Below are 24,369 nucleotides of genomic sequence, written 5' to 3' on the forward strand. Positions count from 1 at the left end.
CCGGGTTCACGCTTCGCGTGCCCCGGAATAACGGGAACTGAATCAGGTGCCTGCGGTGAAGAACGAGGCGAGCCGGGTGGAGATGTTCTCGGCGATCTCGTTGGCGGCGCGATCCTCGGCATCGCGCACGGCGCGGGTGCGCGAGAAGCGCTGATAGGACCCCGGCATGTCATAGGACACGCGCGAGAATGTCGAGCCCGTCATGACCGACTTGCCGGTCGCGACATCGATCAGATTGTACTGGGCGTCGATGCCGAGATTTTCGCTGGTCGGCAGTCCCGTCGTGGCGCTGACGATCAGCGAGGAGCGGCTGGTGACGAAGCGGATATCCAGCCGGTGGGTCGGCGGCATGCCCGTTGCCGTGCCGTAAAGCTTGAAGGCCAGCGCGTTACGGATTTCGACGCCGACGCGGGCCTCGCGCGAAGCATTGGGCTTGTTGATCGGGGGTAGCTCGACGCCCATCAGCCGTTCGCGCAGACCGGGGGTGCCGTCAGTGCGCTCGGCATACATCGGCTGGAAGCAGCCTGCCGTCAGCGCCGCCAATGCAGCGACTGCCAGCAAGCGGGCTGCGATACGGATCCTAGCCGACAACATTCACGATCCTCTTGGGAACGATGATCACCTTGCGGACGGGCTTGCCGTCCAGGGCCAGCTTTACCGCATCGAGGGCCAAAACGGCAGCCTCGATTTCCGGATTCTGGGCCGCTGTTGCAACTGTGACCTCACTCCGCTTCTTGCCGTTGACCTGGACCACCAGGGTCACGCTGTCTTCGACCAGCAAATCGCGTTCGATTTGGGGCCAATTGGCCTCCGAAACCAGCCCCTTCTGGCCCAGAGCCCGCCAGCACTCCTCGGCCAGATGCGGCATCATCGGAGAGAACAGCTGGACCAGGATCTGGCTGGCCTCCCGGATCGCCCAGGCCAGATCTGGCGCCAGGTCGGCTGCGGGCTGGCCCGGGCGCTGGAGCACCTCCGAGAATGTATTGGTGAATTCGCGGATATGGGCGAGGCAGACGTTGAAGTGCAGCCGCTCGATGCCGGTGGTGACCTTGTCCAGCGCGCCATGGGCGGCCTTGCGCAAGGTGGTCGCGTCCGGGCCGAAGCTGGCCGGCCGGGCCGCCGGCGCACCGTTGCCGAGTTCGACGGAATCGTTCACCAGCCGCCACAGCCGCTGCACGAAGCGCGAGGCGCCCTGGACGCGCTCGTCGCTCCAGATCACGTCGCGGTCGGGCGGGGAGTCCGACAGCATGAACCAGCGGGCCACGTCGGCGCCGTAGGTCTCGATGATGTCGTCGGGGTCGACCGTGTTCTTCTTCGACTTGGACATCTTCTCGATCGGGCCGATCTGGATGTCCTCGCCGGTAGCGAGCAACGTTGCGCGGCGCCCGTTGCCGCCAACCTCGATCTTCACCTCGGCCGGCTGCACATAGGTGCCGTCGGCCTTCTGGTAGGTCTCGTGCACCACCATGCCTTGCGTGAACATGCCGGCGAATGGCTCGTCCAGCGCAATGTGCCCGGTCGCCTTCATCGCGCGGGTGAAGAAGCGGCTGTAGAGCAGATGCAGGATCGCGTGCTCGACGCCGCCGATGTACTGGTCGACCGGTAGCATCCGGTTGGCGACCGCAGGCGTCGTCGGCGCGTTCTCGTTCCAGGGATCGGTGAAGCGCGCAAAGTACCAGGACGAATCCACAAACGTGTCCATGGTGTCTGTTTCGCGCTGGGCCTTGCCGCCGCATTGCGGGCAGGTGACGTGCTTCCAGGTCGGATGATGATCGAGCGCGTTGCCCGGTCTGTCGAAGGTGGCGTCGTCCGGCAGCTTCACCGGCAGGTCCGCGTCCGGCACCGGCACCACATCGCATTTCGGACAGTGAATGACGGGAATCGGGCAGCCCCAATAGCGCTGGCGCGAAATGCCCCAGTCGCGCAGGCGGAAATTGACCTGGCGCTCGCCAACCGGTGCGTTGCCGCGCAGCTCCGTCTCGAGACGCTTCGCCACGTCTTCCTTCGCCTGCTCGATGGTCATGCCGTCGAGGAAGCGCGAATTGATCATGCGGCCGTCACCGTCATAGGCGGTGTCGGTGATCACGAAGGTCTTGGGATCCTGGCCTTCCGGGCACACGACGGGCGTGTTGCCGAGATTGTACTTGTTGACGAAGTCGAGGTCGCGCTGGTCGTGCGCCGGGCAGCCGAAGATGGCGCCGGTGCCATATTCCATCAGCACGAAGTTCGCGACATAGACCGGCAGCTTCCAGGACGGATCGAACGGATGCACCGCGCGGATGCCGGTGTCGAAGCCCTGCTTCTCCGCGGTGTCGATGATCTCCTGCGCGGTGCCGATCTTCTTGATCTCCGCGATGAACTCCGCAAGCCTAGGGTTCTTCGCCGCGGCGGCCTGCGCCAGCGGATGATCCGCCGAGATCGCCATGAATTTCGCGCCGAACAGCGTGTCCGGGCGCGTCGTGAAGATCTTCAGCTCGCTCTCGCCGGCCGGCGTCGTCGCTGGATCGAGCGCGAAGCGGACCAGCAGGCCCTCCGAGCGGCCGATCCAGTTGCGCTGCATCAGCCGCACCTTGTCGGGCCAGCGGTCCAGCCCGTCCAGTGCGCTCAAGAGCTCCTGCGAGTACTTCGTGATCTTGAAGACCCACTGGTTCATTTCCCGCTGTTCGACCACGGCGCCCGAACGCCAGCCGCGGCCGTCGATCACCTGCTCGTTGGCGAGCACGGTCATGTCGACGGGATCCCAGTTCACCTTGCGCTTCTCGCGCTCGGCGAGACCTTCGCGCAGGAAGTCCAGAAACATCTTCTGCTGGTGCTTGTAGTAGGAGGGATCGCAGGTTGCGATCTCGCGGCTCCAGTCCAGCGACAGCCCGATCGAGCGGAGCTGCTTCTTCATCGCGGCGATGTTGTCGTAGGTCCAGGCCTTCGGGGCGACCTTGCGCTCGATCGCAGCGTTCTCGGCCGGCAGGCCGAAGGCATCCCAGCCCATCGGATGCAGCACGTTGAAGCCCTTGGCGCGCATGAAGCGGGCCAGCACGTCGCCCAGCGTGTAATTGCGGACATGGCCGATATGGATGCGCCCGGAAGGATAGGGGAACATCTCGAGCACATAGTATTTCGGCCGCGGATCGTCGTTCCTGGAGACGAAGATCGCCTGCTCGTCCCAGAGGCGTTGCCAGCGCGGTTCGGCGTCGCGGGCGTTATAGCGTTCGGAGGTCATGGAATCGTTGGGTTTTCGTGGGTTCGGCCGTGTCAAGACGGCGGACTAGGCCATAGAAGACCTCAGGGGGTCAATGGGTTGCCGCGTTCTGGAACTTCGACCGCGCCTCCGCATAACTACGAGGGCCCGCGTTGGGGTGTGATTAAGGGGTCGATGCCAATTTGCGGCCCGACAAGGCCGCATGACCGCGATGGATTCCAGCTTCGACGATCCCGATTACGACTATGCCGCGTCCATCGCCGGACGGGCGATGCGGAGCATGGCCGAACAGCGTATCGCGCCGACTCCGGCCAATTTCGCGGTCTGGTTCCAGTATCTCTCAGGCAGCCATGACGATCTGCGCAACGCGATCGATCTGCTGATCGACCACAATCGTCCCTTCGATGCGCGAACCAATCAGGATCTGTTCGAGACCTACGTCGCGCCCCGGGTTAGTGCGGTCGTGGCCGACACCTCCGAGCGGCTGGAGGCGCTCATGGGGGCCGCGAAGGAGTTTCTGGCGACCGCGATCGCCGACAATCATTCGCAGATGCAGGTCATCAGCCAGGTAGCCGACCAGGGCAGGGCCGGCGTCGATCCAAAGCTGCTGGTCGCCCAGCTCATGAACGAGCTGGCGCGGGCCGCCACAAGGGCGACGCGGCTGGAGGCAGGCTTTGCGGAAAAGACCCGCGAGCTCGACGTGATCCGCGATTCGCTATCGAGGTCCGAGCAGCGCGCCCGGACCGACATGTTGACGGGGCTGGCGAACCGGCGGGCGCTCGACGAATTCCTGCGCAAGGCGCAGACGACTGCGGAATGGGGCGAGCCGCTCAGCGTGCTGTTGCTCGATATCGACTACTTCAAGGCCTTCAACGACAATTTCGGCCATGGCGTCGGCGACCAGGTGCTGCGCCTGATGGCGAAGGTGCTGCGCGAAAAGGTTCGCGAGCAGGATCTGCCGGCCCGCTATGGCGGCGAGGAGCTGATCGCGGTGCTGCCGGACGCCGATCTTGGCGCATGTGCCGAGCTCGCCGAGCGCATCAGGCGCGCGATTGCCGAATGCACGATCACGCGCCGCTCGACCGGCGAGATCCTGCCGAACATCAGCGTGTCGATCGGCGTGGCGCAGTACCGGACCGGCGAGGCGATCACCGATCTGATCGAACGTTGCGATCGCGCGCTTTATCTCGCCAAGAGCGGCGGCCGCAATCGCGTCGTGACGGAGGTCGAGCTCGGGCGGGCCGGGGCTGCGGCTACATGATCCGAAAAAATGTGCAGCGATTCTTCCTCGCGACAAACGCGGAACGCGTTAGCGCGGAGATCATGCTCAAACAACAACCCAGAGCGCGATGACGATTCATCTCAATCGCATCGCGCTCTAGGCGCTGACTACCATCATCATATCAGCCGCGCCGGTCTCGATCGCCTGCACGCCGTGCTCGACGACATTGTTGCGGCCGCGATGCTTGGCGGCATAGAGCGCGGCGTCGGCGGCTTCGATCAGGTCGCCGGGACGCAAGGACTCGTTCGGTTTCGTCGCGGCAACCCCGATCGAGACCGTGACGATCATGTGGTTCGAGGTGATGTGCGGCAGGCAGAGTTTCAGCACGGCCGCGCGCACCTGTTCGCCGATTTCGGCGGCGCGCATCACGTCGGTATTCGGCAGCAAGAGGCAGAATTCCTCGCCGCCATAACGTGCAGCAAAGCCCATCGTGTCGGCGGCGATGCCGGACAGCGACTCGCCGAGCCGGGTCAGGCAGGAATCGCCTTCGAGATGGCCGTAAGTGTCGTTGAACAGCTTGAAATGGTCGACGTCGATCATCAGGAGCGCGAGGTCGCTGCCGTATTGCTGCGCGCGCATCCATTCGAAATCGAGCCGGCTCTGGAAACCGCGGCGGTTGGCGAGCCCCGACAGCATGTCGATCGAGGCCATCACCGTCAACCGGTCGTTGCTCGCAATCAGCTCGCGCTCGCGCTGGCTCAACTGCGCAGCCATCGCATTGAAGGCGCGGGCCAGCGGAACGAACTCGGCCGGCAGCCGATTGCGTGCCGCGCGGGCCGACAGGTCGCCCTCGCCGAGACGCTTGGCCATGTCGGCGAGCATCTCGATCGGCTTGATGACGAGTTTCTCGGCGGCAATCAGGGCGCCGAGCAGGACGAACACGACGACGAATGCGAGCTGCAGATAGGCGGTGCGGATGTCGCGGCTGACCGCCGCCGACACCTTGTCTTCATCGATGCTGGCGATCAGGCGGGCATTGGTGCCGGCGATGCGGATGTAGCTGACCGCGCGGCGGGAGCCGTCGGCGGCGAGGAAGGACAGTGAACCCTCGTCCTGGTCGGACCGCAGCGCCTTGTCCGCGATCGCGGACATCAGCGGCATGTTGTCGAGGGGACGGCCGACCGCGCTGTGCTGATCGGCGGGGGCCGCCAGCACGGTGCCCGCGCTGTCGACCAGCACCGCGGTGATGCCGGCGCGGCCGCCAAGATTACTCATGACCTTCGACATCCAGTCGAGATTGACGGTGGCGAGCACGACGGCATCGGGCACCCCGCTGAAGGCCGAGACCGGATATACCGCCATCACGGTCGGCGAGAGCACCGGCCGCGACAGGATGAAATCGCTGAGAACGAAGCGGCCGGTTTGCTGTGCCTGCTGGAAGTAGGGCCGGTCACTGAGATCGAGGCCGACATACATGTTGTTGGTGGCGCATTGGATGCGCCCGTCCTGGCCGGCGATCAAAAGCGTGCGGATCCAGGGAAGGCTCGACGGCAGGCTTGCGCGCAGCACGTCGCAGCTCTTGCTGATGCCGCCGGCGGAGGCGCGGATGAAGGCTTCCGATTTCAGGATGGTCTCGACCGACGAGATCACCTCGCGTTGCGCATCGGCACTGTGCCTTGCCACCGTGGTGAACTCGGCCGCAGCCTGCGCGATCTGCCGCACACGCGTGTCTTCGAGCGAGCGGATGCGCTCGAGCATTAACGGCGCCACGAGAATGACCGCAAGCAACGCAAGCCGCGCCCGGATTCCCAGAACCTGCTTGAGTTTCGCGCGTTTGCGGTTGAGACTGACGCTTGCCATCTTCGTTACCCACCCCACGGGCCAAGGTAAAGCGAAGGGTTCAAAAACTGTTTCTTGAACTCGGTAAAATTGGACTTAACTCGGGCTACGATCACAGCCAAGAGACGTCATGACAGAAGCCATCGCCGCGCCGGTAACCGGCCATTCACCAAACGCGCTCGCCGCGGTCGAAGCTGAAATCGCCCGCGCCTGCAAGGACGCGCGGCGCGACCGCGCCTCCGTGACGCTGATCGCGGTGTCCAAGACTTTCGCCGCCGATGCAATTATCCCGGTCATCGCCGCCGGACAGCGGGTATTCGGCGAGAATCGGGTGCAGGAGGCCAAAAGCAAGTGGCCGGCCTTAACGTCTGTTTACCCCGATATCGCGCTGCATCTGATCGGGCCGCTGCAATCCAACAAGGCGAAAGAGGCGGTCGCGCTGTTCGACGCGATCCATTCGGTCGATCGCCCGAGCATTTGCCAGGCATTAGCCAAGGAAATCGAATCCCAGAACAAGCACCCGCAGCTCTTCGTCCAGATCAACACGGGCGAGGAACCGCAGAAGGCCGGCGTCGCGCCCGGCGAGGCCGATGCCTTCCTCGCGAGCTGCCGCGACACCTATGGGCTCACGATCTCCGGACTGATGTGCATCCCGCCCGTCGACGAACCGCCGGCGGCGCATTTTGCCCTCACCGCCAAGATCGCCGCGCGCAATGGATTGAAGAATCTCTCGATGGGCATGAGCGCCGATTTCGCGACCGCGATCATGCTGGGCGCCACCCATGTGCGCGTGGGGAGTGCGATCTTCGGGCATCGGTAGAAGCCGTTTAGCCGCTATCGACGGCGCAAGGCGCACGACCGACGCTCATGCCCGTGTCCCGGAAAAGCTGCAACGCTTGAAGCGTTGCAGGGCAGAGCCGGGACCCGGGGCGACACCGCACAATGCGGCGAGATGGGCCCCGGCTCTGCAGCGCACCGCTGAAGAAGCGCTGCGCTGCGTCCGGGGCACGAGCGCGAAACGTGGCGCTCGCAATGACGGCGGCGTTGCGAGTCGCGCCTACACGAACTCCACCGACACCTTGCCGAGCATGCCAAAGTCCGCCGCAAACCGATCGCCAGCCCGGATCGGCAGCGGCGGATGGCATGTGCCCGTCGTCACCACCTGCCCTGCCCGCAAGGTGATGCCAAGCCCGCGCAGCTCGTTGGCAAGCCAAACGAGCGCAACGCGGGGATCGCCGAGCACGTTCCTGCCGTGGCCGATATAGCGCTCGCCGCGCAGCGTGATCTGCGGGTGTTCCGCGACGAGATCGATCGCGCGCCAGTCCGCCGACGTCGCTGCGCCCAGCACGAACAGATGCGCGCAGGCATTGTCGGCGATGAGCTGGGCCTCGCCGGCGCGGGCGAAATCGGCAAAGCGCGAATCGGGAATCTCGATCGCGGGATGCAACGTCTCGACGGCGGCGAGCACCTCGTCGACGGTGTACGGCGCCGCGCGCGGCGGCAGATCGCGCCCCATCCGAAAGGCGAATTCCGGCTCGCCGACGCGCATCTCGTTGCCCTTCATCGACGCAGTCCCGCCGTCAGCGATCACGGTGTCGCTCATGATACGTCCGGCCATGGGGCCTGCGACATTGATGTGCTTCTGTCCGGCCTCGCTGGTTGCCGCGATCTTCCAGCCGAACAATTTCGCGCTCGATTGTCGTTCGAGCGCGGCCTGGATGGCGTAGCCCTCGGCGCGACTCTGTGGCCGCAACCGAGCCTCCAGTGCGTCCAGCTTGGTGCCGTCGCGCCAGTGTTGAACCAGGACCTGCGAAGCGGCGGCGATCTGATCCTTGTCGAGCATGCACCCTCACCCGATGATGATTCTTGTTCGCGGGCCCAGGCGCCGCAGCAATTGCAGCATCGCAGACTTCGTCATGGAGACGCAGCCCGCGGTCGGGCCGAAATTGTCGCGGGCGAGGTGCAGGAACACCGCGCTGCCGCGGCCGGCGATGCGCGGTCTGGTGTTGTGGTCGATCTCGATGATGAAGTCATAGAGGTGGTCGGCCCGCTTGAGCCGGTCACCGCCCTGCCCCTCGCCCAGCCGGATGCCCTGATTGTAATGGCGGTCCCGTGGATCCTCGCACCAGGCGTCTGCGCCGGTGATCTTCCGGGCCGGCAGGAACGTCTGGGGGCGGCTGTGCCGGTCGCCCCGCCACCACAGCCGCCTGGGACGGAAGCTGCCCCTGGGGGTGCCGCCATCGCCCTCGCGCTTGTTGGCGAGAATGCCGCCCCGCCCCAGCGCAACCGGGATGGTCAGCGTCCCGGCCGTCAGCCAGCCCCGGCGCGGATTGCCGGCCATAGCCTTAACGCGGATCGCAGACAGCGGCCCGGCGCATCGATTCCTGGCATAACCAACTGAAGCTGCTTTATTTTTCATGTGAACGTGCAATGTCGAATTCATTACAGGACATTCATCAAATCGCCCTGCTATTCTGAGTTAGAGTGCTTCTGGCTTGTGAATCGGTAACAGCCCACTACTTCAACACGAACAACAATAACAACGGCGACCCTAAACTTCCCTCGCGGCTGGGTGCGGCATGGATGCGCGCCGAGCCGGACCCTAAAAGGATGACCCCCTATGGCCAATGCCCGCAAGATCCTGATCGTGGATGACGATACCGATCTGCGCGATACGTTGGTGGAGCAATTATCGCTGCACGAAGAATTCGAAGCCTCCGCGGTCGACACCGGCGCCAAGGGCGCGAGCGCCGCAAAGGCGAATTCTCCCGATCTCGTCCTGATGGATGTCGGCCTACCCGATACGGACGGCCGCGAAGTCGTCCGTTCCTTGCGCAAGGGCGGATTCAAGGCGCCGATCATCATGCTGACCGGCCACGACACCGATTCCGATACGATCCTGGGGCTGGAATCCGGCGCCAACGACTATGTCGCAAAGCCCTTCCGCTTCGCCGTCCTGCTGGCCCGCATCCGTGCCCAGCTCCGCCAGCACGAAGCCAGCGAGGACGCGGTGTTCTCGGTCGGCCCCTACTCCTTCCGTCCCGGCTCGAAGATGCTGACCGCGGCCAATGCGCGCAAGGTCCGCCTCACCGAGAAGGAAACGGCGATTCTCCGCTTCCTCTACCGGGCCGGCCAGATGCCGGTGTCGCGCGAGACCCTGCTCCAGGAGGTCTGGGGCTACAATTCCGGCGTCACCACCCACACGCTGGAAACCCACATCTATCGGCTTCGCCAGAAGATCGAGAAGGACGCCGCCAACCCCGAGATCCTGGTCACCGAAGCCGGTGGCTACAAGCTGGTGCCGTGATACGTTCCGGAAACGCGCGATTCGTCGTAAATTGGCGCGTTCCTCGAGCCACGGACCGGAATGTCAATCGACGACGACGTAGCGCTTCTCGAGCGTGTCCCGACACTGCGCCTGTTGGGAGACGCCTCGTTGCGCATGCTGGCGATCGGTTCCGAGCAGCGTGACTTCGTCCGCGGTGATGTCCTGTTCGATCTCGGCGACGCCGCCGATGCCGGCTTCGTGGTCCAGCGCGGCGCCTTCAGGGTCGAAGACGGCGCCGGCGCCGAAATGATCGCCGGTCCCGGCGCGCTGATCGGCGAGCTCGCACTGGTGGTGCCGATGAAGCGGCCATCGCGTGCAATCGCGCTGGAGCATTCCTCCGTCATCCGCGTCGCACGCAGCCTGTTCCAGCGCGTGCTGGAGAGCGACCCCGCCGCCGCCGTGCGCCTGCGCGACGAATTCGCGGTGCGCTCCAGCCAGATCGCCAGCGACATCCTGATGGCCGGCGCGAAGCTGACGTCTTGAGTCTCTCTGTTGTCATTCCGGGGCTCGCGCTGCGCGCGCCCCGGAATGACAGGTGACGCTCATAGATCGAGCGTCACCGTGACGGGCACGTGGTCCGATGGACGCTCCCAGCTCCGCGCGTCGCGCAGGATCTTGAAATCGCTGACCGCGTCCTTCAACGCACGCGAGACCCAGATGTGATCGAGCCTGCGGCCGCGGTCGCCGACAGTCCAGTCGGCGGAACGATAGCTCCACCACGTATAGACCTTCTCCGACATCGGGATGCGCTCGCGCGCGACGTCGATCCATTCGCCGGCGGCGAGCGCCGCCTTCAGCTTCTCGGTTTCGACGGGTGTGTGCGAGACGACTTTCAGAAGCTGCTTGTGTGACCACACGTCGTTCTCGTGCGGGGCGACGTTGAGGTCGCCGACCAGGATGTGGCGGTCCTCGCCGCGCGGATGCAGCGGCTCGCACGCCTTCATCTCGTCGAGGAAGCGAAGCTTGTGGTCGAACTTCTCGTTCAGCGCGGGATCGGGAATGTCGCCGCCGGCGGGCACGTAGAAATTATGCAGCACCAAAGGCTTTGCGATGCCCGCCCTCTCGCCGAACGACACCGAGATGTGGCGCGAATCCACCTTGTCGCAGAAGGTGCGGATGTCCTTGGACTCGAAGGGAATCTTCGAGACGATGGCGACACCGTGATAGCCCTTCTGCCCGTTCAGCGCGACGTGCTCATAGCCGAGCCGCTTGAAGCGCTTCAGCGGAAAGGCGTCGTCGATGCACTTGGTCTCCTGCAGGCACAGCACCTCCGGTCGCGCGCTCTTCAAGAATTTCGCGACCAGGTCGATGCGCAGCCGCACCGAATTGATGTTCCAGGTTGTCAGGGAAAGACGCATGGTGACGATCTAACAAACTCCATCCGTCATGGCCGGGCTTGACCCGGCCATCCACGTCTTTTTGTCGGATCCAAAAACGTGGATGCCCGGGACAAGCCCGGGCATGACGGTGATTGGAGCGGTCATGCTATCTCAGCCCGGCGACGGGCCGTAATTGGTGAAATCGATCTTGAACATGTTGGGGTCGAGCTTCTTGCTCGAATCCAGATTGTAGACCGCGATCGTGGTGTCGTAGCCCTGCGGGTCGGTGACGGTCCACTGCTTGAGCTGGCCGTCCTTGGCACCGAACATCAGGAGCAGCCGGCTGGTGCCGACCAGCGCCTGCTTCTCCTCGATGGTGACGCTGACGAAGACGTCGTCGGCCGAGACGCCAACGACATTGGTGTCCTTCATCAGGTCGATGCGGTCGGACAGCAGGAAGCGCAGCGGCGTCTGCGACAGCGGATAGATGTCCTGGGTCGCGAGCTTGCGGTCGCGCACCACCAGCGACGATCCGTCGGCGACGATGTCGATCGGACTCGGCGCGTCATATTCGAAGCGCACCTTGCCGGGCTTCTGGATGTAGAAATCGCCCTGTGTCTTGCTGCCGTCGGGGCCGACCTGGACGAAATTACCGACCAATGTCTGAAGCGACGACAGGTAGGCGCTGACCTTGGCCGCCTGCGCTTTCTGGTTGGCATCGAAGGTCTGGAAGATGCTGCTCGGCACGTTGCGTCGCGGATCCGGGATGACCGGATTCGGTGGCGTCTGCATCGCGCCGGTCACAGCGGGCCCACCGGCCGGCCCGCCATCGCCGCGGCCCTTCGGCGCAGGCTTCGGCACGGGGACGGTCTGCGCGAACGAGGACGCAGTCACCATCGCGGCGGTGACGAGAAGCACGCCGGCCACGCGCGCGCCTCGCGCGGCGATGGTGGCGGCGAATCGAATGTGCGGATGTCTGATCAACGCGTCGTCCTGTATGGCTGGGCGCCTTTTTAGCGTGATTTCGGTCAAAAGCAGATAACGATTTCGCGTGAAATGATGTTCAGGGGCCGCTTGCCTCACATATGGCTGTCTTCTTCCTCGACCAGAATCTCGCGCTTGCCGGCGTGGTTGGCGGGACCGACGATGCCTTCGAGTTCCATGCGCTCCATCAGCGATGCGGCGCGGTTGTAGCCGATCTGCAGGCGGCGCTGGATGTAGCTGGTCGAGGCCTTGCGGTCGCGTTTGACGATGGCAACCGCCTGCTGGAACAGATCGCCGCCGCCATCCCCGCCCATGCCGGTTGCGTCGAACACGGCGCCGTCCTCGTCCTCGGTCGGCTCCTCGGCGGTGACGGCTTCGAGGTATTCCGGCTGTCCCTGCGTCTTGAGATGACGCACCACCTTCTCGACTTCCTCGTCGGAGGCGAACGGTCCGTGCACGCGGCTGATGCGGCCGCCGCCGGCCATGTAGAGCATGTCGCCCTGGCCGAGCAGCTGCTCGGCGCCCATCTCGCCCAGAATGGTGCGGCTGTCGATCTTGGAGGTGACCTGGAAGGCGATGCGCGTCGGGAAGTTCGCCTTGATGGTGCCGGTGATGACGTCGACCGACGGACGCTGCGTGGCCAGGATCACGTGCAGGCCGGCAGCGCGCGCCATCTGGGCGAGTCGCTGCACCGCGCCTTCGATGTCCTTGCCGGCGACCATCATCAGGTCGGCCATTTCGTCGACGATGATGACGATGTAGGGCAGCGGGTCGAGCGAGAGCTTCTCTTCCTCGTAGATCGCCTTGCCGGTTTCCTTGTCGAAGCCGGTATGCACCGTGCGCGTCGGCTCCTCGCCCTTGGCCTTCAATTCGAGCAGGCGCGTGTTGTAGCCGTCGATGTTGCGCACGCCGAGCTTGGCCATGTTCTTGTAGCGCTCTTCCATCTCGCGCACGGCCCATTTCAGCGCGACCACCGCCTTCTTCGGATCGGTCACGACGGGCGTGAGCAGATGGGGAATGCCGTCATAGACGGAGAGCTCGAGCATCTTCGGGTCGACCATGATCAGCCGGCACTGGTCCGGGCGCAGCCGGTAGACCAGGCTGAGGATCATGGTGTTGATCGCGACCGATTTGCCCGAGCCGGTGGTACCGGCGATCAGCATGTGCGGCGTGCGGGCGAGGTCGATGATGACGGGATCGCCGCCGATGGTCTTGCCGAGGCACAACGGCAGCTTTGCCACCGTGTCGGTCGCCTCCTTCGCCACCAGCAATTCGCGCAAGTAGACCTTCTCGCGATGCGCGTTCGGCAGCTCGATGCCGATCGCGTTGCGGCCGGGCACGACCGCGACGCGCGCCGACAGCGCGCTCATCGAGCGGGCGATGTCGTCGGCAAGCCCGATCACGCGCGAGGACTTGATGCCGGGCGCCGGCTCCAATTCGTAGAGCGTAACGACGGGACCCGGATTGGCCTTCACGATCTCGCCGCGCACGCCGAAATCCTGCAGCACGCCCTCGAGCGAACGGGAATTGGTCTCCAGCTCGGCCTTGCTGAGCGGCTGGCGATCGCCGGCTTTCGGGGCGGCCAGCATGGAGACGGAGGGAAGGTCGAACTTGTCGGAGGACTTCCTGGCCGCGGCCTTCGGTGCAGCCTTCTTGCGCGGGGCGCGCGCGGCCGGCTGCTCCTCTTCCTCCTCCTCGTCTTCCTCTTCTTCGTGCTCGTCCTCGTAGTTCTCGTCTTCGGACTGTGGCGAGATCGAGGGCGCGGCGCGGCCGCCGCCCAGATTCGGCTCCTGGCGGCTGAATGCAGCGGCCTTGGTCTTCGGTCCACTCGAGACCAGCGAGCGGTACGCGGCGCCAAGCAGCCAGATCAGCCGCGCCTTGGTGCTCATCAGCGCGTGGAACAGCCAGCCCAGCGATACCGAGCCGCGATCGCTCTCCTCGTCCTCGTCGAGCGGCTTGTCGTCATCCTCGATCTCCGCGAGCTCGTCGTCCTGCTCGCGGGCGCCAAGGCCGCAAGCGATCAGGAAGGTCACGGTCATCGCGACGAACAGGATCGTGCCAAGCACGACGCGATAGATGGTGCCGGCCGGTCCGAAGATCACTGCCGGCGCACGCACCAGCGCGTCGCCGACCACGCCGCCGAGGCCGGTCGGCAGTGGCCATGCACCGCCATGCGGCCAGCAGCTGACGAAGCCCGCCGCGATCACCGTGCAGAGAATCCAGCAGCCGAGCCGCAGCGCTTCGCGGTCGAACGGGCGATGGGTCATCATGCGCCAGCCCCAGACCGCAACCGTCAGGACCAGCATGATCGCGCCGAGCCCGAGGATCTGCATCGCGAGGTCTGCACCGATCGCGCCGGCATAGCCGAGGATGTTGCGGATCGGCCGCGAGGTGGCGTGGCTGAGGCTGGGATCCTGCACCGACCACGTCATCAGCGCGGCCGAGGCGACGCCCGCCAGCGCGATCAGGCCGAGGCCGGTGAGCTCGCGCATGCGCCGCGCCAGACCCTCGCGGATCGATGGCGGCAGATGGCCCACCAGCGGAATGACGCGTTCGATTGCCGACATGCTCATGGGCCCCGCCTAACCCAGAGTCTCGACCAGGCGGTGCAGCGCCTGCGCCGTGGTCTCTCCATCCTGCACCAGTGCGAGGCGAATGTAGCCGGCACCGGGATTGAAGCCGTCGGGCTGGAGCCGGGCCAGATAACTGCCGGGCACCACGCGCACGCCTGCTTCCTTGAAAAGTCTCAGCGTCACGGACACGTCGTCGCCGAGGGCGGACGTGTTGAGCCAGACGCAGAAGCCGGCATCGGGCCGGCGATAGCCGTAACGATTGCCGATGATCTGGTCGGCGAGATCGAACTTGATCCGGTAGAGCCTGCGGTTCTCCTCGACATGCGCTTCGTCGCCATAGGCGACGGTCGCGACATGCTGGAGCGGCACGGGCACCTGGGGCGCCGCAACGTTGCGCAGCTCCAGGAACATGCCGATGAACCTCTTGTCGCCGGCGGCGAAGCCGACGCGCATGCCCGGCAGGTTGGAGCGCTTCGACAGCGACTGGAACGCGACCACGCGGGTGAAGTCAGGGCCGGCGCATTCCAGAACGCTGCCAGGAGCCTCGCGAGTGTAGATCTCGGAATAGCACTCGTCGCTGAGGATCACGAAGCCGTAGCGGTCGGCGAGTTGCTTCAATCGTTTGAAATAATCGGGCGAGGCGACCGAGCCCTGTGGATTGGCCGGTGAAGCCAGATAGAACGCCACCGTGCGCGCCAGTGTAGCCTCGTCGATGGCATCGAGATCGGGCAGGAAGCCGTTCTCGACCGTTGTCGGCAGATAGACCGGCTCGCAGGCCGCGGCCCGGGTGCCGGCGCCATAGACCGGATAGAACGGGTTCGGCATCAGGATCACAGGCTTGCCGGGACGCGGCCCGACATAGCGCGCCGCGGTGATCGCCGCGAAGAACAGCCCTTCGCGGCTGCCGTTGAGGACGAGAATCTCGCCCTCGGGATCGAGCGGCCGCGGCAGCTTGAACCGCGACGACAGCCAAGCGCCGGCGGCTTTGCGGAACGGCTCGATGCCCTTGCCGAGCGGGTAGCGGCCGAAATCGGCGATGTGCTTCGCCAGCACCGGGCCGACGAAGTTGGGCACGGGATGCTGGGGCTCGCCGACTGCAAGCGTGATCAAAGGCTTACCCGGCTGATGCGGCGCCAGCAGCTCGTTCAGCCGGATGAAGGGCGAGCGGTCGGTGTCGGGGCTTCCACCGGCCAGCGGCGCACGGGATGAAGCGGTCATAGCCATTCTGGGCGCCAGCACTCTTGGAACAGCCGGTCGCGCGAAGGCACCGGCGGGAAGCGGTTCAGTTCACCATAGATAGGGCGAGGTTAAGACGCGATTAACCATCGGCCGCCGCCTGCGTCCAGAGCGGGAATATCGAGGCCGGATCACAATATATTCGGGACGCTTCTGCCCTGACTTGCAAGCGGAACCGACCAAAAGAAAGGGGCTCCAGCTTGCGCTGGAGCCCCTCAACGGTCAGGGCATTGCCGGGTATGTGCCCGAACCGGAGTTGTGGACGCGGCCTCGATGAGACCGCGTCCCGGGAGGAGACTTACATGTTGTAGGCGCGCTCGGTGTGCTCGGTGATGTCGAGGCCTTCACGCTCGCTCTCGACATTGGCGCGGAGGCCAACGATCACGTCGACGACCTTGTAGAGGATCGCCGAACCGACGCCCGACCACACCAGCGTGGTGCAGACGGCCTTGATCTGGGCGAGAATCTGCGTGGCGAAGTCGTAATCGGCAACCTTCGGCGGGATGGCCGTGTAGTCGACGATGCCGGCGCCGCCGAGAGCGGGGTTGACCAGGATGCCGGTGCCGATGGCGCCGACGATGCCGCCGATGCAGTGCACGCCGAACACGTCGAGCGAGTCATCGTAGCCGAGCGCGTTCTTCACGACGGTGCAGAAGAACAGGCAGACCACGCCGACCACGAGGCCGAGGACGATCGCGCCCATCACGCCGGAGAAGCCGGCTGCAGGCGTGACGGCCACGAGACCCGCGACAGCGCCGGAGATGACGCCGAGCACGGAGGGATGACCCTTGATGATCCACTCCGCGAACATCCACGACAGCGCGGCGGCCGCGGTGGCGACGAAGGAGTTGGTCATGGCGAGGGCTGCGCCGCCGCTGGCTTCGAGGTTGGAGCCGGCGTTGAAACCGAACCAGCCGACCCAGAGCAGCGAGGCGCCGATCATCGACATGGTCAGCGAGTGCGGGGCCATCAGGTCCTTGCCGTAGCCGACGCGCTTGCCGATCAGGAGAGCGCCGACGAGACCTGCGATGCCGGCGTTGATGTGCACCACGGTGCCGCCCGCGAAGTCGATCGCGCCCATCTTGAAGATCCAGCCGGCGTCGGCGTTGATCTCGTCGAGCTTGGCCTGCGCCGCGGTTTTCGCCGCCGCATCACCCGCCGCAGCCAGAGCCTTGGCCGCATCCTGGATCAGGTCCGGGCCAGGCCAGTACCAGACCATGTGCGCGATCGGGAAGTAGATCAGCGTCACCCAGAGCGGGACGAACAGGGCGAGCGCCGAGAACTTCATGCGCTCGGCGAAGGCGCCGACGATGAGGGCGGGCGTGATCGCCGCGAAGGTCATCTGGAAGCACATATAAATGAGCTCCGAGATGTTGGCGTCGACCGAGAAGGTCGCGGCCTTCGAGTCGGTGGTGACGCCCATCATGAAGGCCTTGGAGAAGCCGCCGATGAAGTCGGAGCCGCCGGTGAAGGTGAGGCTGTAGCCGTACACGGCATAGATCACGGTGACGACGCAGACGGTGTAGAACACCTGCATCAGGACGGAGAGCATGTTCTTGGAACGGACGAGACCGCCGTAGAACAGCGCGAGGCCGGGGATCGTCATCAACAGCACCAGCACTGTCGATGTCATCATCCAGGCGTTGTCTCCCTTGTTGACCGTTGGCTCGGCGTAGGCTGCGGTCGCAGCGAACAGGCCGACTGCGAGAGCCGCCAATCCCGCGCCATAGGGACGCTTGAACGTCATATTATTCACTCCTGATTGGATAAGGTTGAGCGCGAAATCAGAGGGCCGCGGCATCGGCCTCGCCGGTGCGGATGCGCACCGCATGGTCGAGGTTGATGACGAAGATCTTGCCGTCGCCGATCTGTCCGGTTTTCGCCGCGGACGTGATGGCGTCGATGGTCTTGTCGACCTGGTCGGAGGCGACAGCGACCTCGATCTTGATCTTGGGCAGGAAGCTCACGGCATATTCGGCGCCGCGATAGATTTCCGTATGACCCTTCTGGCGGCCATACCCCTTGACTTCCGTCACCGTGAGACCGTGAACGCCGATGGCGGTCAGGGCGTCACGGACTTCTTCCAGCTTGAATGGCTTGATAATCGCCATAACAATTTTCATGGGTCCTATCCCCGCTTGGGCCCGGTCCGGACGTGGCCGGGCGTTTCTCGACTGGTTCGCCACGAGGGAGAAGATTCACTACGCGGGCACAGCCGGACCCCTAGAATCAAATGCCGTGCCAGATCGGACGTGTTGCCTAACAGACTATGAAAACGGGTGTTTTCGCGTTCGACGGGTATTGTGGTGCAGTGCGCTATTACGTCGCGCTTAAATCGTGGTCAGGCCTGCTCAAATCCAGGGCAGGACAGACTGCCGACACAATGTTGCTCACGCGTCGGGCAGCAAGAAGGTAATTTCGTAGTGCAGTCGCCTATTGCAGGGCTTCACCGTGCTGCGAAATATCCAGCCCCTCGAGCTCCTGCTCACGGGATACGCGCAAGGGCACGAACAGGCCGACCAGCTTGAGCAGGATGAAGCTCACGCCCCCCGACCAGACGAAGGTGACGGCGACCCCGTAGAACTGAATCAGGATCTGCTGAGGATGGCCCTCCAGCAGGCCCGCGGTGCCGCCGATGGCGCTGGTCGCGAACACACCGCCGAGCAGGGTGCCGGTCAGCCCGCCGATGCCATGGACGCCGAACACGTCGAGCGAATCGTCATAGTTGAAGCGGTGCTTCAGCCAGGTACAGGCCCAGTAGCAGACCGCCCCGGCGACGATACCGATGACGATGCCGTGCCAGGGCGCGACGAAGCCCGAGGCCGGCGTGATGGTGCCGAGCCCGGCCACCGCGCCGGAGATCATGCCGAGCACGGAGGGCTTGCGCCGCGTCGACCATTCGATTGCGCCCCATGTCAGCGCGCCGGCGCAGGCGGCAAGATGGGTCGCGATGATCGCCATCACCGCGCGTGAATTCGCCGAAAGCGCCGAGCCGCCATTGAAGCCGAACCAGCCGACCCACAGCAGGCCGGTGCCCACCACCGCGAGCGACAGATCGAACGGCGAGAGATTCTCGGTGCCGTAGCCGTGACGTCGCCCCATCACCTTGGCCGCAACGAGGCCGCCGGTGCCGGCCGACAGGTGAACCACGAGGCCGCCGGCGAAATCCAGAACGCCCATGCTGGCAAGGAAGCCGCCGCCCCACACCCAATGCGCCAGCGGGATGTAGACGAAGATGAACCAGGCAACGGAGAACAGGAGATAGGCGGAGAACCGCATGCGGTCGGCGACCGAGCCCGCGACCAGGGCGACCGTGATGATCGCAAACGTCATCTGGTACAGCATGAACAGCGATTCCGGGATGGTCTTGGCCGCAGGGTTGACGCTGTCCATGGTCATGCCGGCGAGAAACCAGCGGTCGAGCGTGCCGATCCATGGGCCGTCGCCAACGAAACAGAGCGAATAGCCGAACGCCACCCAGAGAATGGAGATCAGCGTCACCGCGGCGAGGCTCTGCGCCATGGTGGCGAGCACGTTCTTCTTGCGCACCATGCCGGAATAGAACAGCGCGAGCCCCGGGATCGTCATCATCAGCACCAGCGCGGTGGCGACGATCATCCAGGCCGTGTCGGCGGTGTCGATCCCGGAGGGCGCGGCGTGCGCCGGCACGGCCACCGCGGACACGAGCCCGATCGGCGCAGCCATGCACGCTGCGCGGCGCAACAATCCCGCCATGTCGTTTCCCCCAGCATTAATTGGCGTCGCACGCTGTGGCGTCGTTGCCCGGTGCGATCGAAGATTTATCAGAGCGTTTTCGAGCGAAGTGGATACCGGCTCGCGTCGAGAAGACGTGTCGAACCGAAACCTAGAGCGCGTCGCTGTCGGTTTCGCCGGTGCGGATGCGCAGCGCATGGTCGATCGGCGTGACGAAGATCTTGCCGTCGCCGATCTGCCCGGTACGGGCGGTCGCGGTGATCACGCTGACTGCCTTGTCGGCAACGTCGGAGGCGACCGCGATCTCGATGCGCAGCTTGGGCAGGAAGTTCACGACATATTCGGCGCCGCGATAGATCTCGGTGTGGCCCTTCTGCCGGCCGTAACCCTTCACCTCGGTCACGGTCATGCCGTGGACGCCGATCGCGGTCAGGGCCTGCCTGACCTCATCGAGCTTGAAGGGTTTGATGATCGCGACGACGAGTTTCATGGTCAGGCCTATTCCCCGGGATGCGCCGCGCCGTATGTCCCCGGCGCAGCGTCAATCTGGCATCTTTCCGGGCAAATGGCATAAAAAAGTTGCAGACTGAAGCGGAAAAACGTCTGCCCATGTGAACGGGCGCCTCTGTACAGGGCAACCGTTCATCATTCACAATGCATTTTTGGCATGGATGCGGTGAACCCGCGGCGGTCGGGCGGTACAAAAGGGTTTTGGGGGACGCTTCATGGCGAGTTGGTTCTACGCATCCGAGGGCAAGCAGCAGGGGCCGTTTCCGGAGGGACAATTCCGCGATCTGATCGCCCAGGGCGTCGTCCGCCCGGATACGCTGGTATGGACAGAGGGCATGGCGGGCTGGCAGAAGGCCGCCGAAATCCCCGGCCTGATCGGAGGAGGCCCCCCGCCGATGATGCCGGCCGGCGGCCCGCCGATGATGGATTCCGGCGGTTATGCAGGCGCGGGCAGCGGCAGCTCTCTGGCGGTCGATTTCGACATCCTGGAATTCACCTGGCGCAGCATCGTCCTGCTGATCGGACTGATCTTCGTCATCCCGGCGCCGTGGGTGTTCGTCTGGTACACGAAATGGATCGTGTCCTGCGTGAAGGTCCCGGGCCGGCCCAATCTCAGCTTCACCGGCGACGCGATGACGCTGGTGCCCTGGTATTTCGGCTTCATCGTTCTGGCGATCGCCCTCGGCTTCATCGGCAGCGATATCTTGAGCAACCTGCTGTTCATCGCGCAGATCGTTCTCTACTGGCTCCTGATCAAATGGATGGTCGCGAACCTCGCCTCCAACGGGCAGCCGCTGGGCCTGAGCTTCACCGGCTCGATCTGGGCCTATATCGGCTGGAATCTGCTGTTTGCGATCTCCATCATCACCATCATCGGCTGGGCCTGGGTCGCCGCGGCCCAGATGCGCTGGTTCTGCCGCAGCGTCGAGGGCACGCGGCGCGAGGTCGTGTTCAAGGGGAGCGGTCTCGACATCCTCTGGCGCGGCATCGTCGCTGCGATCCTGTGCAGCCTGATCATCCCGATTCCGTGGGTCTATCGCTGGATCATGAACTGGTTTGCCTCGCAGACCGAGCTCGTTCCGCGCGGTTCGTTCGGAGCATGACCCAGAAAGCCACCGGCGCGATCCATCGCGCCTGTGGCGCTATGCCTTCCGCTCGCGCACGGAGCCTTCCTGCGCGACGGAGGCGACCAGCGTGCCGTCAGGCTTGAAGATCGAGCCGCGGGTCAGGCCGCGGCCGCCTCGTGCGCTCGGCGAGTCCTGCGCGTAGAGCAGCCATTCGTCGGCTCGGAAGGGGCGGTGAAACCACATCGCGTGGTCGAGGCTCGCCGGCATCATGCGCTTGTCGAACAGCGTGCGGCCGTAGCGCGCCATGATCGCATCGAGCAGCGAGAAATCCGAGGCATAGGCCAGCGCGCACATATGCAGCGCCGGATCGTCGGCCAGCTTCGCCGCGGTCTTGATCCAAACGTGAATGCGGCCGTCGTCGATCTTCTGGCCGAAATAGCGGCCGAGCTCGACCGGGCGCAGCTCGATCGGGCGGTCGGATTCATAGTAGCGGCGGATGAACTCCGGCATCTCCTTGAACATCGGCTGCTTCGCGACCTCCTCCGCCGTGAGCTTCTCCGGCGGCGGCACGTCGGGCATCTTGTCCTGATGGTCGAACGCGCTCTCCTCCTCGGCGTGGAACGACACCATGATCGAGAAGATCGCGTTGCCGTGCTGGATCGCAGTGACGCGGCGGGTCGAATAGCTCTTGCCGTCGCGCAGGCGCTCGACCTGGTAGATGATCGGGATCTGCGGATCGCCCGGCAGGATGAAATAGCAATGCAGCGAATGCGGCAGCCGGCCCTCGACGGTGCGGCACGCGGCAACCATCGCCTGCCCGATCACCTGGCCGCCGAACACCCGCTGCCAGCTCGTCTTCGGGCTGTTGCCACGGAACAGGTTCACCTCGAGCTGCTCGATGTCGAGGATCGAAATGAGGTCGATCAGGCTTTTGGACATGATGGTGCTTTCGAAGATCTCGTCATTCCGGGGCATCGCGATAGCGATGAACCCGGAATCCCGAGCTGACAACCTCTGGATTTCCGGGTTCGCGCTCGACGCGCGCCCCGGAATGACACATCGGGCCATTCGGCCCTTGTTTCACCGCACTGTTTCGCCCAGCTCAAGTCTGCTAGCAAGACCGGGAATTGACCGGGAAACTTGGTATGTCGGTACAGGGTAGCATTGTCATCGGTGGCGGCGCGTTTGCAGGGCTTGCACTGGCCCTGGCGCTGCGCCAGGGGCTCGGGCCCGAGATTCCCGTCATCGTCGCCGATCCCGCGCTCGGTACGCGGCCGAGCCGCGACCCCCGCGCCACCGCGATCGTGGCCGCCTGCCGCCGCTTGTTCGAGACGATCGGCGCCTGGGACGCCGTCAGGAGCGAGGCGCAGCCGATCCTCGACATGGTCGTCACGGATTCGAAGCTGGAGGATGCCACGCGTCCGGTGTTCCTCAACTTTGCCGGCGATGTCGCGCCGGGTGAGCCCTTCGCGCATATGGTCGAGAACCGCCGCCTGATCGATGCGCTGGTGGTGCGGGCGGAGGCCGAGGGCATCGATCTGCGTGCGACCACCGTGGCGTCCTACGACGCGCGTTCCGACGGCATCGACGTGACGCTCGGCGACGGCAGCGTGATCGCGGCGAGCCTGCTGGTCGCCGCCGATGGCGCGAGGTCGAAGCTGCGCGAGCGCGCCGGCATCGCCACCCATGGCTGGGAGTACGACCAATCCGGCATCGTCGTCACCGTCGGCCACGAGCGCGATCACGAGGGTCGTGCCGAAGAGCACTTTCTGCCGGCGGGCCCGTTCGCGATCCTGCCGCTGTCGGGCAAACGCTCGTCGCTGGTGTGGACCGAGCGCCGAGCTGAGGCCGCGCGCATCATCGCGCTCAGTGACGAGGAATTTCACAGCGAGCTCGAGCAGCGCTTCGGCCTGCATCTCGGCGAGGTGAAGGCACTCGACAAGCCGCGCGCGTTTCCGTTGTCTTATTTCGTTGCGCGTTCCTTCATCGCCGAGCGCCTCGCACTGGTCGGCGATGCCGCCCACGTCATCCACCCGATCGCGGGCCAGGGCCTCAACATGGGCCTGAAGGATGTCGCCGCGCTGGCGGAAGTGGTCGTCGATGCCGCGCGGCTCGGTATGGATATCGGCGGCGCCGACGTGCTCGAACGCTACCAGCGCTGGCGCCGCTTCGACACCATGGCGATGGGCGTTGCCACCAACTCGCTGAATTTCCTGTTCTCCAACCAGTCGACGCTGCTGCGCACGGTGCGCGACATCGGCCTTGGCCTCGTCGACCGCGCCCCGCCGCTGAAGAACCTCTTCATCCGCCAGGCCGCGGGGCTCACCGGCGAGGTGCCGCGGCTGTTGAAGGGCGAGGCGTTGTAGCGCGTGATCTTACCGCATGCTCAGCTGTCGTCCCGGACAAGCGCGCCATAGGCGCGCGCAGATCCGGGACCCATACGCCGCAGCAATAGTTTGCGAAGACCCGGAGTTGCCAGCCTCGTGCCACAACCACTCCCTGTGGCTATGGATCCCCGCTTTCGCGGGGATGACAGCGAGAATGTGGCGCGGCCATAGCGCCCCATTCAAGCGACGTGAGCTCAATCGATCTTGCGCGCTTCTTCCGGAAGCATGATCGGGATGCCGTCGCGGATCGGATAGGCAAGCTTGGCGCTGCGCGAGATCAGTTCCTGCTTTGCGGCATCGAACTCGAGGGGCCCCTTGGTCAGCGGACAGACCAGAATCTCCAGCAATTTGGGATCGACGCTGGCTTCGGCACGTTCGGTGGGCGCGTTCATGGGATTCTCCGGCAGTCGGTAGGCTTTAGCATAGAAATTCGCGCCCGCCCATCACGGGCCTAAGCGGCGAGCATCGCCAGGAGCTCGTCGAGCAGGGCCTGAAGCCGCGCGGCCGGCAGCGGCGGGCCCGACAGGGCGAAGCCGAGAAATGTCCAGTACAGGACCTGCGCGCGCGCCTCCGCCGTCGCCGGGGTGAGCCCACGCTTGCCCAGCAGCTCTTCGATGTAGTCGAGCCTGCGGCGGTCGATTGCGCGCACCGCCCCTTGCGCCGCCGCATCGAACGCCGCCCAGTTGCGCACCGCGCGCTCGAGCTCGAGCCGCGCGCCAAACGATCTCCTCAGCAGCGTTCTGAGCGGCTCGTCGCTGGCGGCTTCGACGTCGGCGATGATCTGCTCGGCCGCGATCTCGCGCCAGCGCTTCAGCACGGCGGCGTGAAACGCGGCCAGGTCGGCGAAATGCCAATAGAAGCTGCCGCGCGAGACGCCCATGGCCTTGGCCAGCGGATCGGCTTTCAGCGCCGTGAAGCCGCTTTTGGCGAGCACCTTCAGGCCCTCTTTGGTCCAGTCGTCGGCGGAAAGCTGTTCGGTCATGCCGGGCTCCAG

22 protein-coding genes are annotated in these 24,369 nt (G+C 64.9%); 6 read left to right on the forward strand and 16 right to left on the reverse strand.

What is annotated here, in order from left to right:
• Positions 1-42: 42 nt before the first annotated feature.
• Together lptE and leuS are read right to left on the reverse strand one after the other, a co-directional pair.
• Entirely contained in the window at positions 43-594 is a 552-nt protein-coding gene (gene lptE / locus ACM42_RS16115; protein ID WP_271528841.1) for an LPS assembly lipoprotein LptE, read from the reverse strand.
• Positions 581-3,217, reverse strand: a complete 2,637-nt coding sequence (gene leuS, locus ACM42_RS16120) for a leucine--tRNA ligase (RefSeq protein WP_271528842.1) — start codon at positions 3,215-3,217, stop codon at positions 581-583. The genes lptE and leuS overlap by 14 nt, the downstream gene beginning before the upstream one ends.
• A gap of 190 nt (positions 3,218-3,407) precedes the next feature.
• Between leuS and ACM42_RS16125 the strand changes: the two genes are divergently transcribed.
• Positions 3,408-4,457, forward strand: a complete 1,050-nt coding sequence (locus tag ACM42_RS16125; protein WP_271528981.1) for a GGDEF domain-containing protein — start codon at positions 3,408-3,410, stop codon at positions 4,455-4,457.
• A 117-nt stretch (positions 4,458-4,574) separates the two neighbouring features.
• Here the strand turns inward: ACM42_RS16125 and ACM42_RS16130 are convergent, their stop codons facing one another.
• Positions 4,575-6,278, reverse strand: a complete 1,704-nt coding sequence (locus ACM42_RS16130) for a diguanylate cyclase domain-containing protein (RefSeq protein WP_271528843.1) — start codon at positions 6,276-6,278, stop codon at positions 4,575-4,577.
• Positions 6,279-6,387: 109 nt separating this feature from the next.
• Between ACM42_RS16130 and ACM42_RS16135 the strand changes: the two genes are divergently transcribed.
• Positions 6,388-7,077, forward strand: a complete 690-nt coding sequence (locus ACM42_RS16135) for a YggS family pyridoxal phosphate-dependent enzyme (protein WP_131870614.1) — start codon at positions 6,388-6,390, stop codon at positions 7,075-7,077.
• 237 nt (positions 7,078-7,314) lie between these two features.
• On the opposite strand, the gene ACM42_RS16140 is transcribed toward ACM42_RS16135, so the two are convergent.
• Both ACM42_RS16140 and ACM42_RS16145 read right to left on the reverse strand, forming a co-directional pair.
• Complete coding sequence (locus ACM42_RS16140) at positions 7,315-8,100, reverse strand: 2-keto-4-pentenoate hydratase (protein WP_271528844.1); 786 nt, start codon at positions 8,098-8,100, stop codon at positions 7,315-7,317.
• A gap of 6 nt (positions 8,101-8,106) precedes the next feature.
• Positions 8,107-8,676, reverse strand: coding sequence for a L,D-transpeptidase family protein (locus tag ACM42_RS16145; protein WP_271528845.1), 570 nt, complete (start codon positions 8,674-8,676; stop codon positions 8,107-8,109).
• Positions 8,677-8,877: 201 nt separating this feature from the next.
• Here ACM42_RS16145 and ACM42_RS16150 point away from each other — a divergent pair, with 201 nt between their 5' ends.
• Complete coding sequence (locus ACM42_RS16150; protein ID WP_008142830.1) at positions 8,878-9,564, forward strand: response regulator transcription factor; 687 nt, start codon at positions 8,878-8,880, stop codon at positions 9,562-9,564.
• A 60-nt stretch (positions 9,565-9,624) separates the two neighbouring features.
• Complete coding sequence (locus tag ACM42_RS16155; RefSeq protein ID WP_028181423.1) at positions 9,625-10,068, forward strand: Crp/Fnr family transcriptional regulator; 444 nt, start codon at positions 9,625-9,627, stop codon at positions 10,066-10,068.
• A 59-nt stretch (positions 10,069-10,127) separates the two neighbouring features.
• Here the strand turns inward: ACM42_RS16155 and ACM42_RS16160 are convergent, their stop codons facing one another.
• The 8 genes from ACM42_RS16160 to ACM42_RS16195 all read right to left on the reverse strand — a co-directional run bounded on the left by ACM42_RS16160 (position 10,128) and on the right by ACM42_RS16195 (position 19,901).
• Positions 10,128-10,943 (reverse strand): exodeoxyribonuclease III, encoded by an 816-nt coding sequence (locus ACM42_RS16160; protein WP_271528846.1) that lies wholly within the window; start codon positions 10,941-10,943, stop codon positions 10,128-10,130.
• Positions 10,944-11,075: 132 nt separating this feature from the next.
• Entirely contained in the window at positions 11,076-11,831 is a 756-nt protein-coding gene (locus tag ACM42_RS16165) for an outer membrane lipoprotein carrier protein LolA (protein WP_271528982.1), read from the reverse strand.
• 152 nt (positions 11,832-11,983) lie between these two features.
• Positions 11,984-14,461: a DNA translocase FtsK gene (locus ACM42_RS16170; protein ID WP_271528847.1), complete on the reverse strand. Its 2,478-nt coding sequence runs from the start codon at positions 14,459-14,461 to the stop codon at positions 11,984-11,986.
• 9 nt (positions 14,462-14,470) lie between these two features.
• Positions 14,471-15,685: an aminotransferase class I/II-fold pyridoxal phosphate-dependent enzyme gene (locus tag ACM42_RS16175; RefSeq protein ID WP_271528848.1), complete on the reverse strand. Its 1,215-nt coding sequence runs from the start codon at positions 15,683-15,685 to the stop codon at positions 14,471-14,473.
• 310 nt (positions 15,686-15,995) lie between these two features.
• Positions 15,996-17,444, reverse strand: coding sequence for an ammonium transporter (locus tag ACM42_RS16180; protein ID WP_028176995.1), 1,449 nt, complete (start codon positions 17,442-17,444; stop codon positions 15,996-15,998).
• A 37-nt stretch (positions 17,445-17,481) separates the two neighbouring features.
• Complete coding sequence (locus ACM42_RS16185) at positions 17,482-17,820, reverse strand: P-II family nitrogen regulator (protein ID WP_008142813.1); 339 nt, start codon at positions 17,818-17,820, stop codon at positions 17,482-17,484.
• A gap of 310 nt (positions 17,821-18,130) precedes the next feature.
• Positions 18,131-19,432, reverse strand: coding sequence for an ammonium transporter (locus ACM42_RS16190; RefSeq protein ID WP_271528849.1), 1,302 nt, complete (start codon positions 19,430-19,432; stop codon positions 18,131-18,133).
• Between the two features lie 130 nt (positions 19,433-19,562).
• The gene (locus ACM42_RS16195; protein WP_028176997.1) at positions 19,563-19,901 is read right to left on the reverse strand and encodes a P-II family nitrogen regulator; all 339 of its coding nucleotides are present in this window, start codon (positions 19,899-19,901) and stop codon (positions 19,563-19,565) included.
• Positions 19,902-20,136: 235 nt separating this feature from the next.
• On the opposite strand from ACM42_RS16195, the gene ACM42_RS16200 reads away from it, so the two are divergent.
• On the forward strand, positions 20,137-21,024 hold the full coding sequence (locus tag ACM42_RS16200) for a DUF4339 domain-containing protein (protein ID WP_271528850.1): 888 nt from the start codon (positions 20,137-20,139) through the stop codon (positions 21,022-21,024).
• A 39-nt stretch (positions 21,025-21,063) separates the two neighbouring features.
• Here ACM42_RS16200 and tesB read toward each other — a convergent pair whose 3' ends face one another.
• A complete protein-coding gene (tesB, locus tag ACM42_RS16205) occupies positions 21,064-21,927 on the reverse strand; it encodes an acyl-CoA thioesterase II (protein ID WP_271528851.1) in 864 nt (287 codons plus the stop codon).
• Between the two features lie 206 nt (positions 21,928-22,133).
• On the opposite strand from tesB, the gene ACM42_RS16210 reads away from it, so the two are divergent.
• A complete protein-coding gene (locus tag ACM42_RS16210; protein ID WP_271528852.1) occupies positions 22,134-23,354 on the forward strand; it encodes a ubiquinone biosynthesis hydroxylase in 1,221 nt (406 codons plus the stop codon).
• Positions 23,355-23,569: 215 nt separating this feature from the next.
• Here the strand turns inward: ACM42_RS16210 and ACM42_RS16215 are convergent, their stop codons facing one another.
• Both ACM42_RS16215 and ACM42_RS16220 read right to left on the reverse strand, forming a co-directional pair.
• Positions 23,570-23,767, reverse strand: coding sequence for a Trm112 family protein (locus ACM42_RS16215; RefSeq protein ID WP_028177001.1), 198 nt, complete (start codon positions 23,765-23,767; stop codon positions 23,570-23,572).
• Between the two features lie 59 nt (positions 23,768-23,826).
• The gene (locus ACM42_RS16220) at positions 23,827-24,357 is read right to left on the reverse strand and encodes a TetR/AcrR family transcriptional regulator (RefSeq protein ID WP_271528853.1); all 531 of its coding nucleotides are present in this window, start codon (positions 24,355-24,357) and stop codon (positions 23,827-23,829) included.
• Positions 24,358-24,369 lie beyond the last annotated feature (12 nt).

It is taken from the genome of Bradyrhizobium sp. CCBAU 25338, assembly GCF_028128965.1.
GTDB lineage: Bacteria > Pseudomonadota > Alphaproteobacteria > Rhizobiales > Xanthobacteraceae > Bradyrhizobium > Bradyrhizobium liaoningense.

Coding starts and splice junctions, on each gene's coding strand:
- tesB (WP_271528851.1), bottom strand. CDS start 21,927: ATGTCCAAAAGCCTGATCGACCTCATTTCGATCCTCGACATCGAGCAG.
- ACM42_RS16170 (WP_271528847.1), bottom strand. CDS start 14,461: ATGAGCATGTCGGCAATCGAACGCGTCATTCCGCTGGTGGGCCATCTG.
- ACM42_RS16210 (WP_271528852.1), top strand. CDS start 22,134: ATGTCGGTACAGGGTAGCATTGTCATCGGTGGCGGCGCGTTTGCAGGG.
- leuS (WP_271528842.1), bottom strand. CDS start 3,217: ATGACCTCCGAACGCTATAACGCCCGCGACGCCGAACCGCGCTGGCAA.
- ACM42_RS16140 (WP_271528844.1), bottom strand. CDS start 8,100: ATGCTCGACAAGGATCAGATCGCCGCCGCTTCGCAGGTCCTGGTTCAA.
- ACM42_RS16175 (WP_271528848.1), bottom strand. CDS start 15,685: ATGGCTATGACCGCTTCATCCCGTGCGCCGCTGGCCGGTGGAAGCCCC.
- ACM42_RS16135 (WP_131870614.1), top strand. CDS start 6,388: ATGACAGAAGCCATCGCCGCGCCGGTAACCGGCCATTCACCAAACGCG.
- ACM42_RS16220 (WP_271528853.1), bottom strand. CDS start 24,357: ATGACCGAACAGCTTTCCGCCGACGACTGGACCAAAGAGGGCCTGAAG.
- ACM42_RS16130 (WP_271528843.1), bottom strand. CDS start 6,278: ATGGCAAGCGTCAGTCTCAACCGCAAACGCGCGAAACTCAAGCAGGTT.
- ACM42_RS16180 (WP_028176995.1), bottom strand. CDS start 17,444: ATGACGTTCAAGCGTCCCTATGGCGCGGGATTGGCGGCTCTCGCAGTC.
- ACM42_RS16185 (WP_008142813.1), bottom strand. CDS start 17,820: ATGAAAATTGTTATGGCGATTATCAAGCCATTCAAGCTGGAAGAAGTC.
- ACM42_RS16125 (WP_271528981.1), top strand. CDS start 3,408: ATGGATTCCAGCTTCGACGATCCCGATTACGACTATGCCGCGTCCATC.
- ACM42_RS16215 (WP_028177001.1), bottom strand. CDS start 23,767: ATGAACGCGCCCACCGAACGTGCCGAAGCCAGCGTCGATCCCAAATTG.
- lptE (WP_271528841.1), bottom strand. CDS start 594: ATGTTGTCGGCTAGGATCCGTATCGCAGCCCGCTTGCTGGCAGTCGCT.
- ACM42_RS16155 (WP_028181423.1), top strand. CDS start 9,625: ATGTCAATCGACGACGACGTAGCGCTTCTCGAGCGTGTCCCGACACTG.
- ACM42_RS16200 (WP_271528850.1), top strand. CDS start 20,137: ATGGCGAGTTGGTTCTACGCATCCGAGGGCAAGCAGCAGGGGCCGTTT.
- ACM42_RS16195 (WP_028176997.1), bottom strand. CDS start 19,901: ATGAAACTCGTCGTCGCGATCATCAAACCCTTCAAGCTCGATGAGGTC.
- ACM42_RS16150 (WP_008142830.1), top strand. CDS start 8,878: ATGGCCAATGCCCGCAAGATCCTGATCGTGGATGACGATACCGATCTG.
- ACM42_RS16190 (WP_271528849.1), bottom strand. CDS start 19,432: ATGGCGGGATTGTTGCGCCGCGCAGCGTGCATGGCTGCGCCGATCGGG.
- ACM42_RS16160 (WP_271528846.1), bottom strand. CDS start 10,943: ATGCGTCTTTCCCTGACAACCTGGAACATCAATTCGGTGCGGCTGCGC.
- ACM42_RS16145 (WP_271528845.1), bottom strand. CDS start 8,676: ATGAAAAATAAAGCAGCTTCAGTTGGTTATGCCAGGAATCGATGCGCC.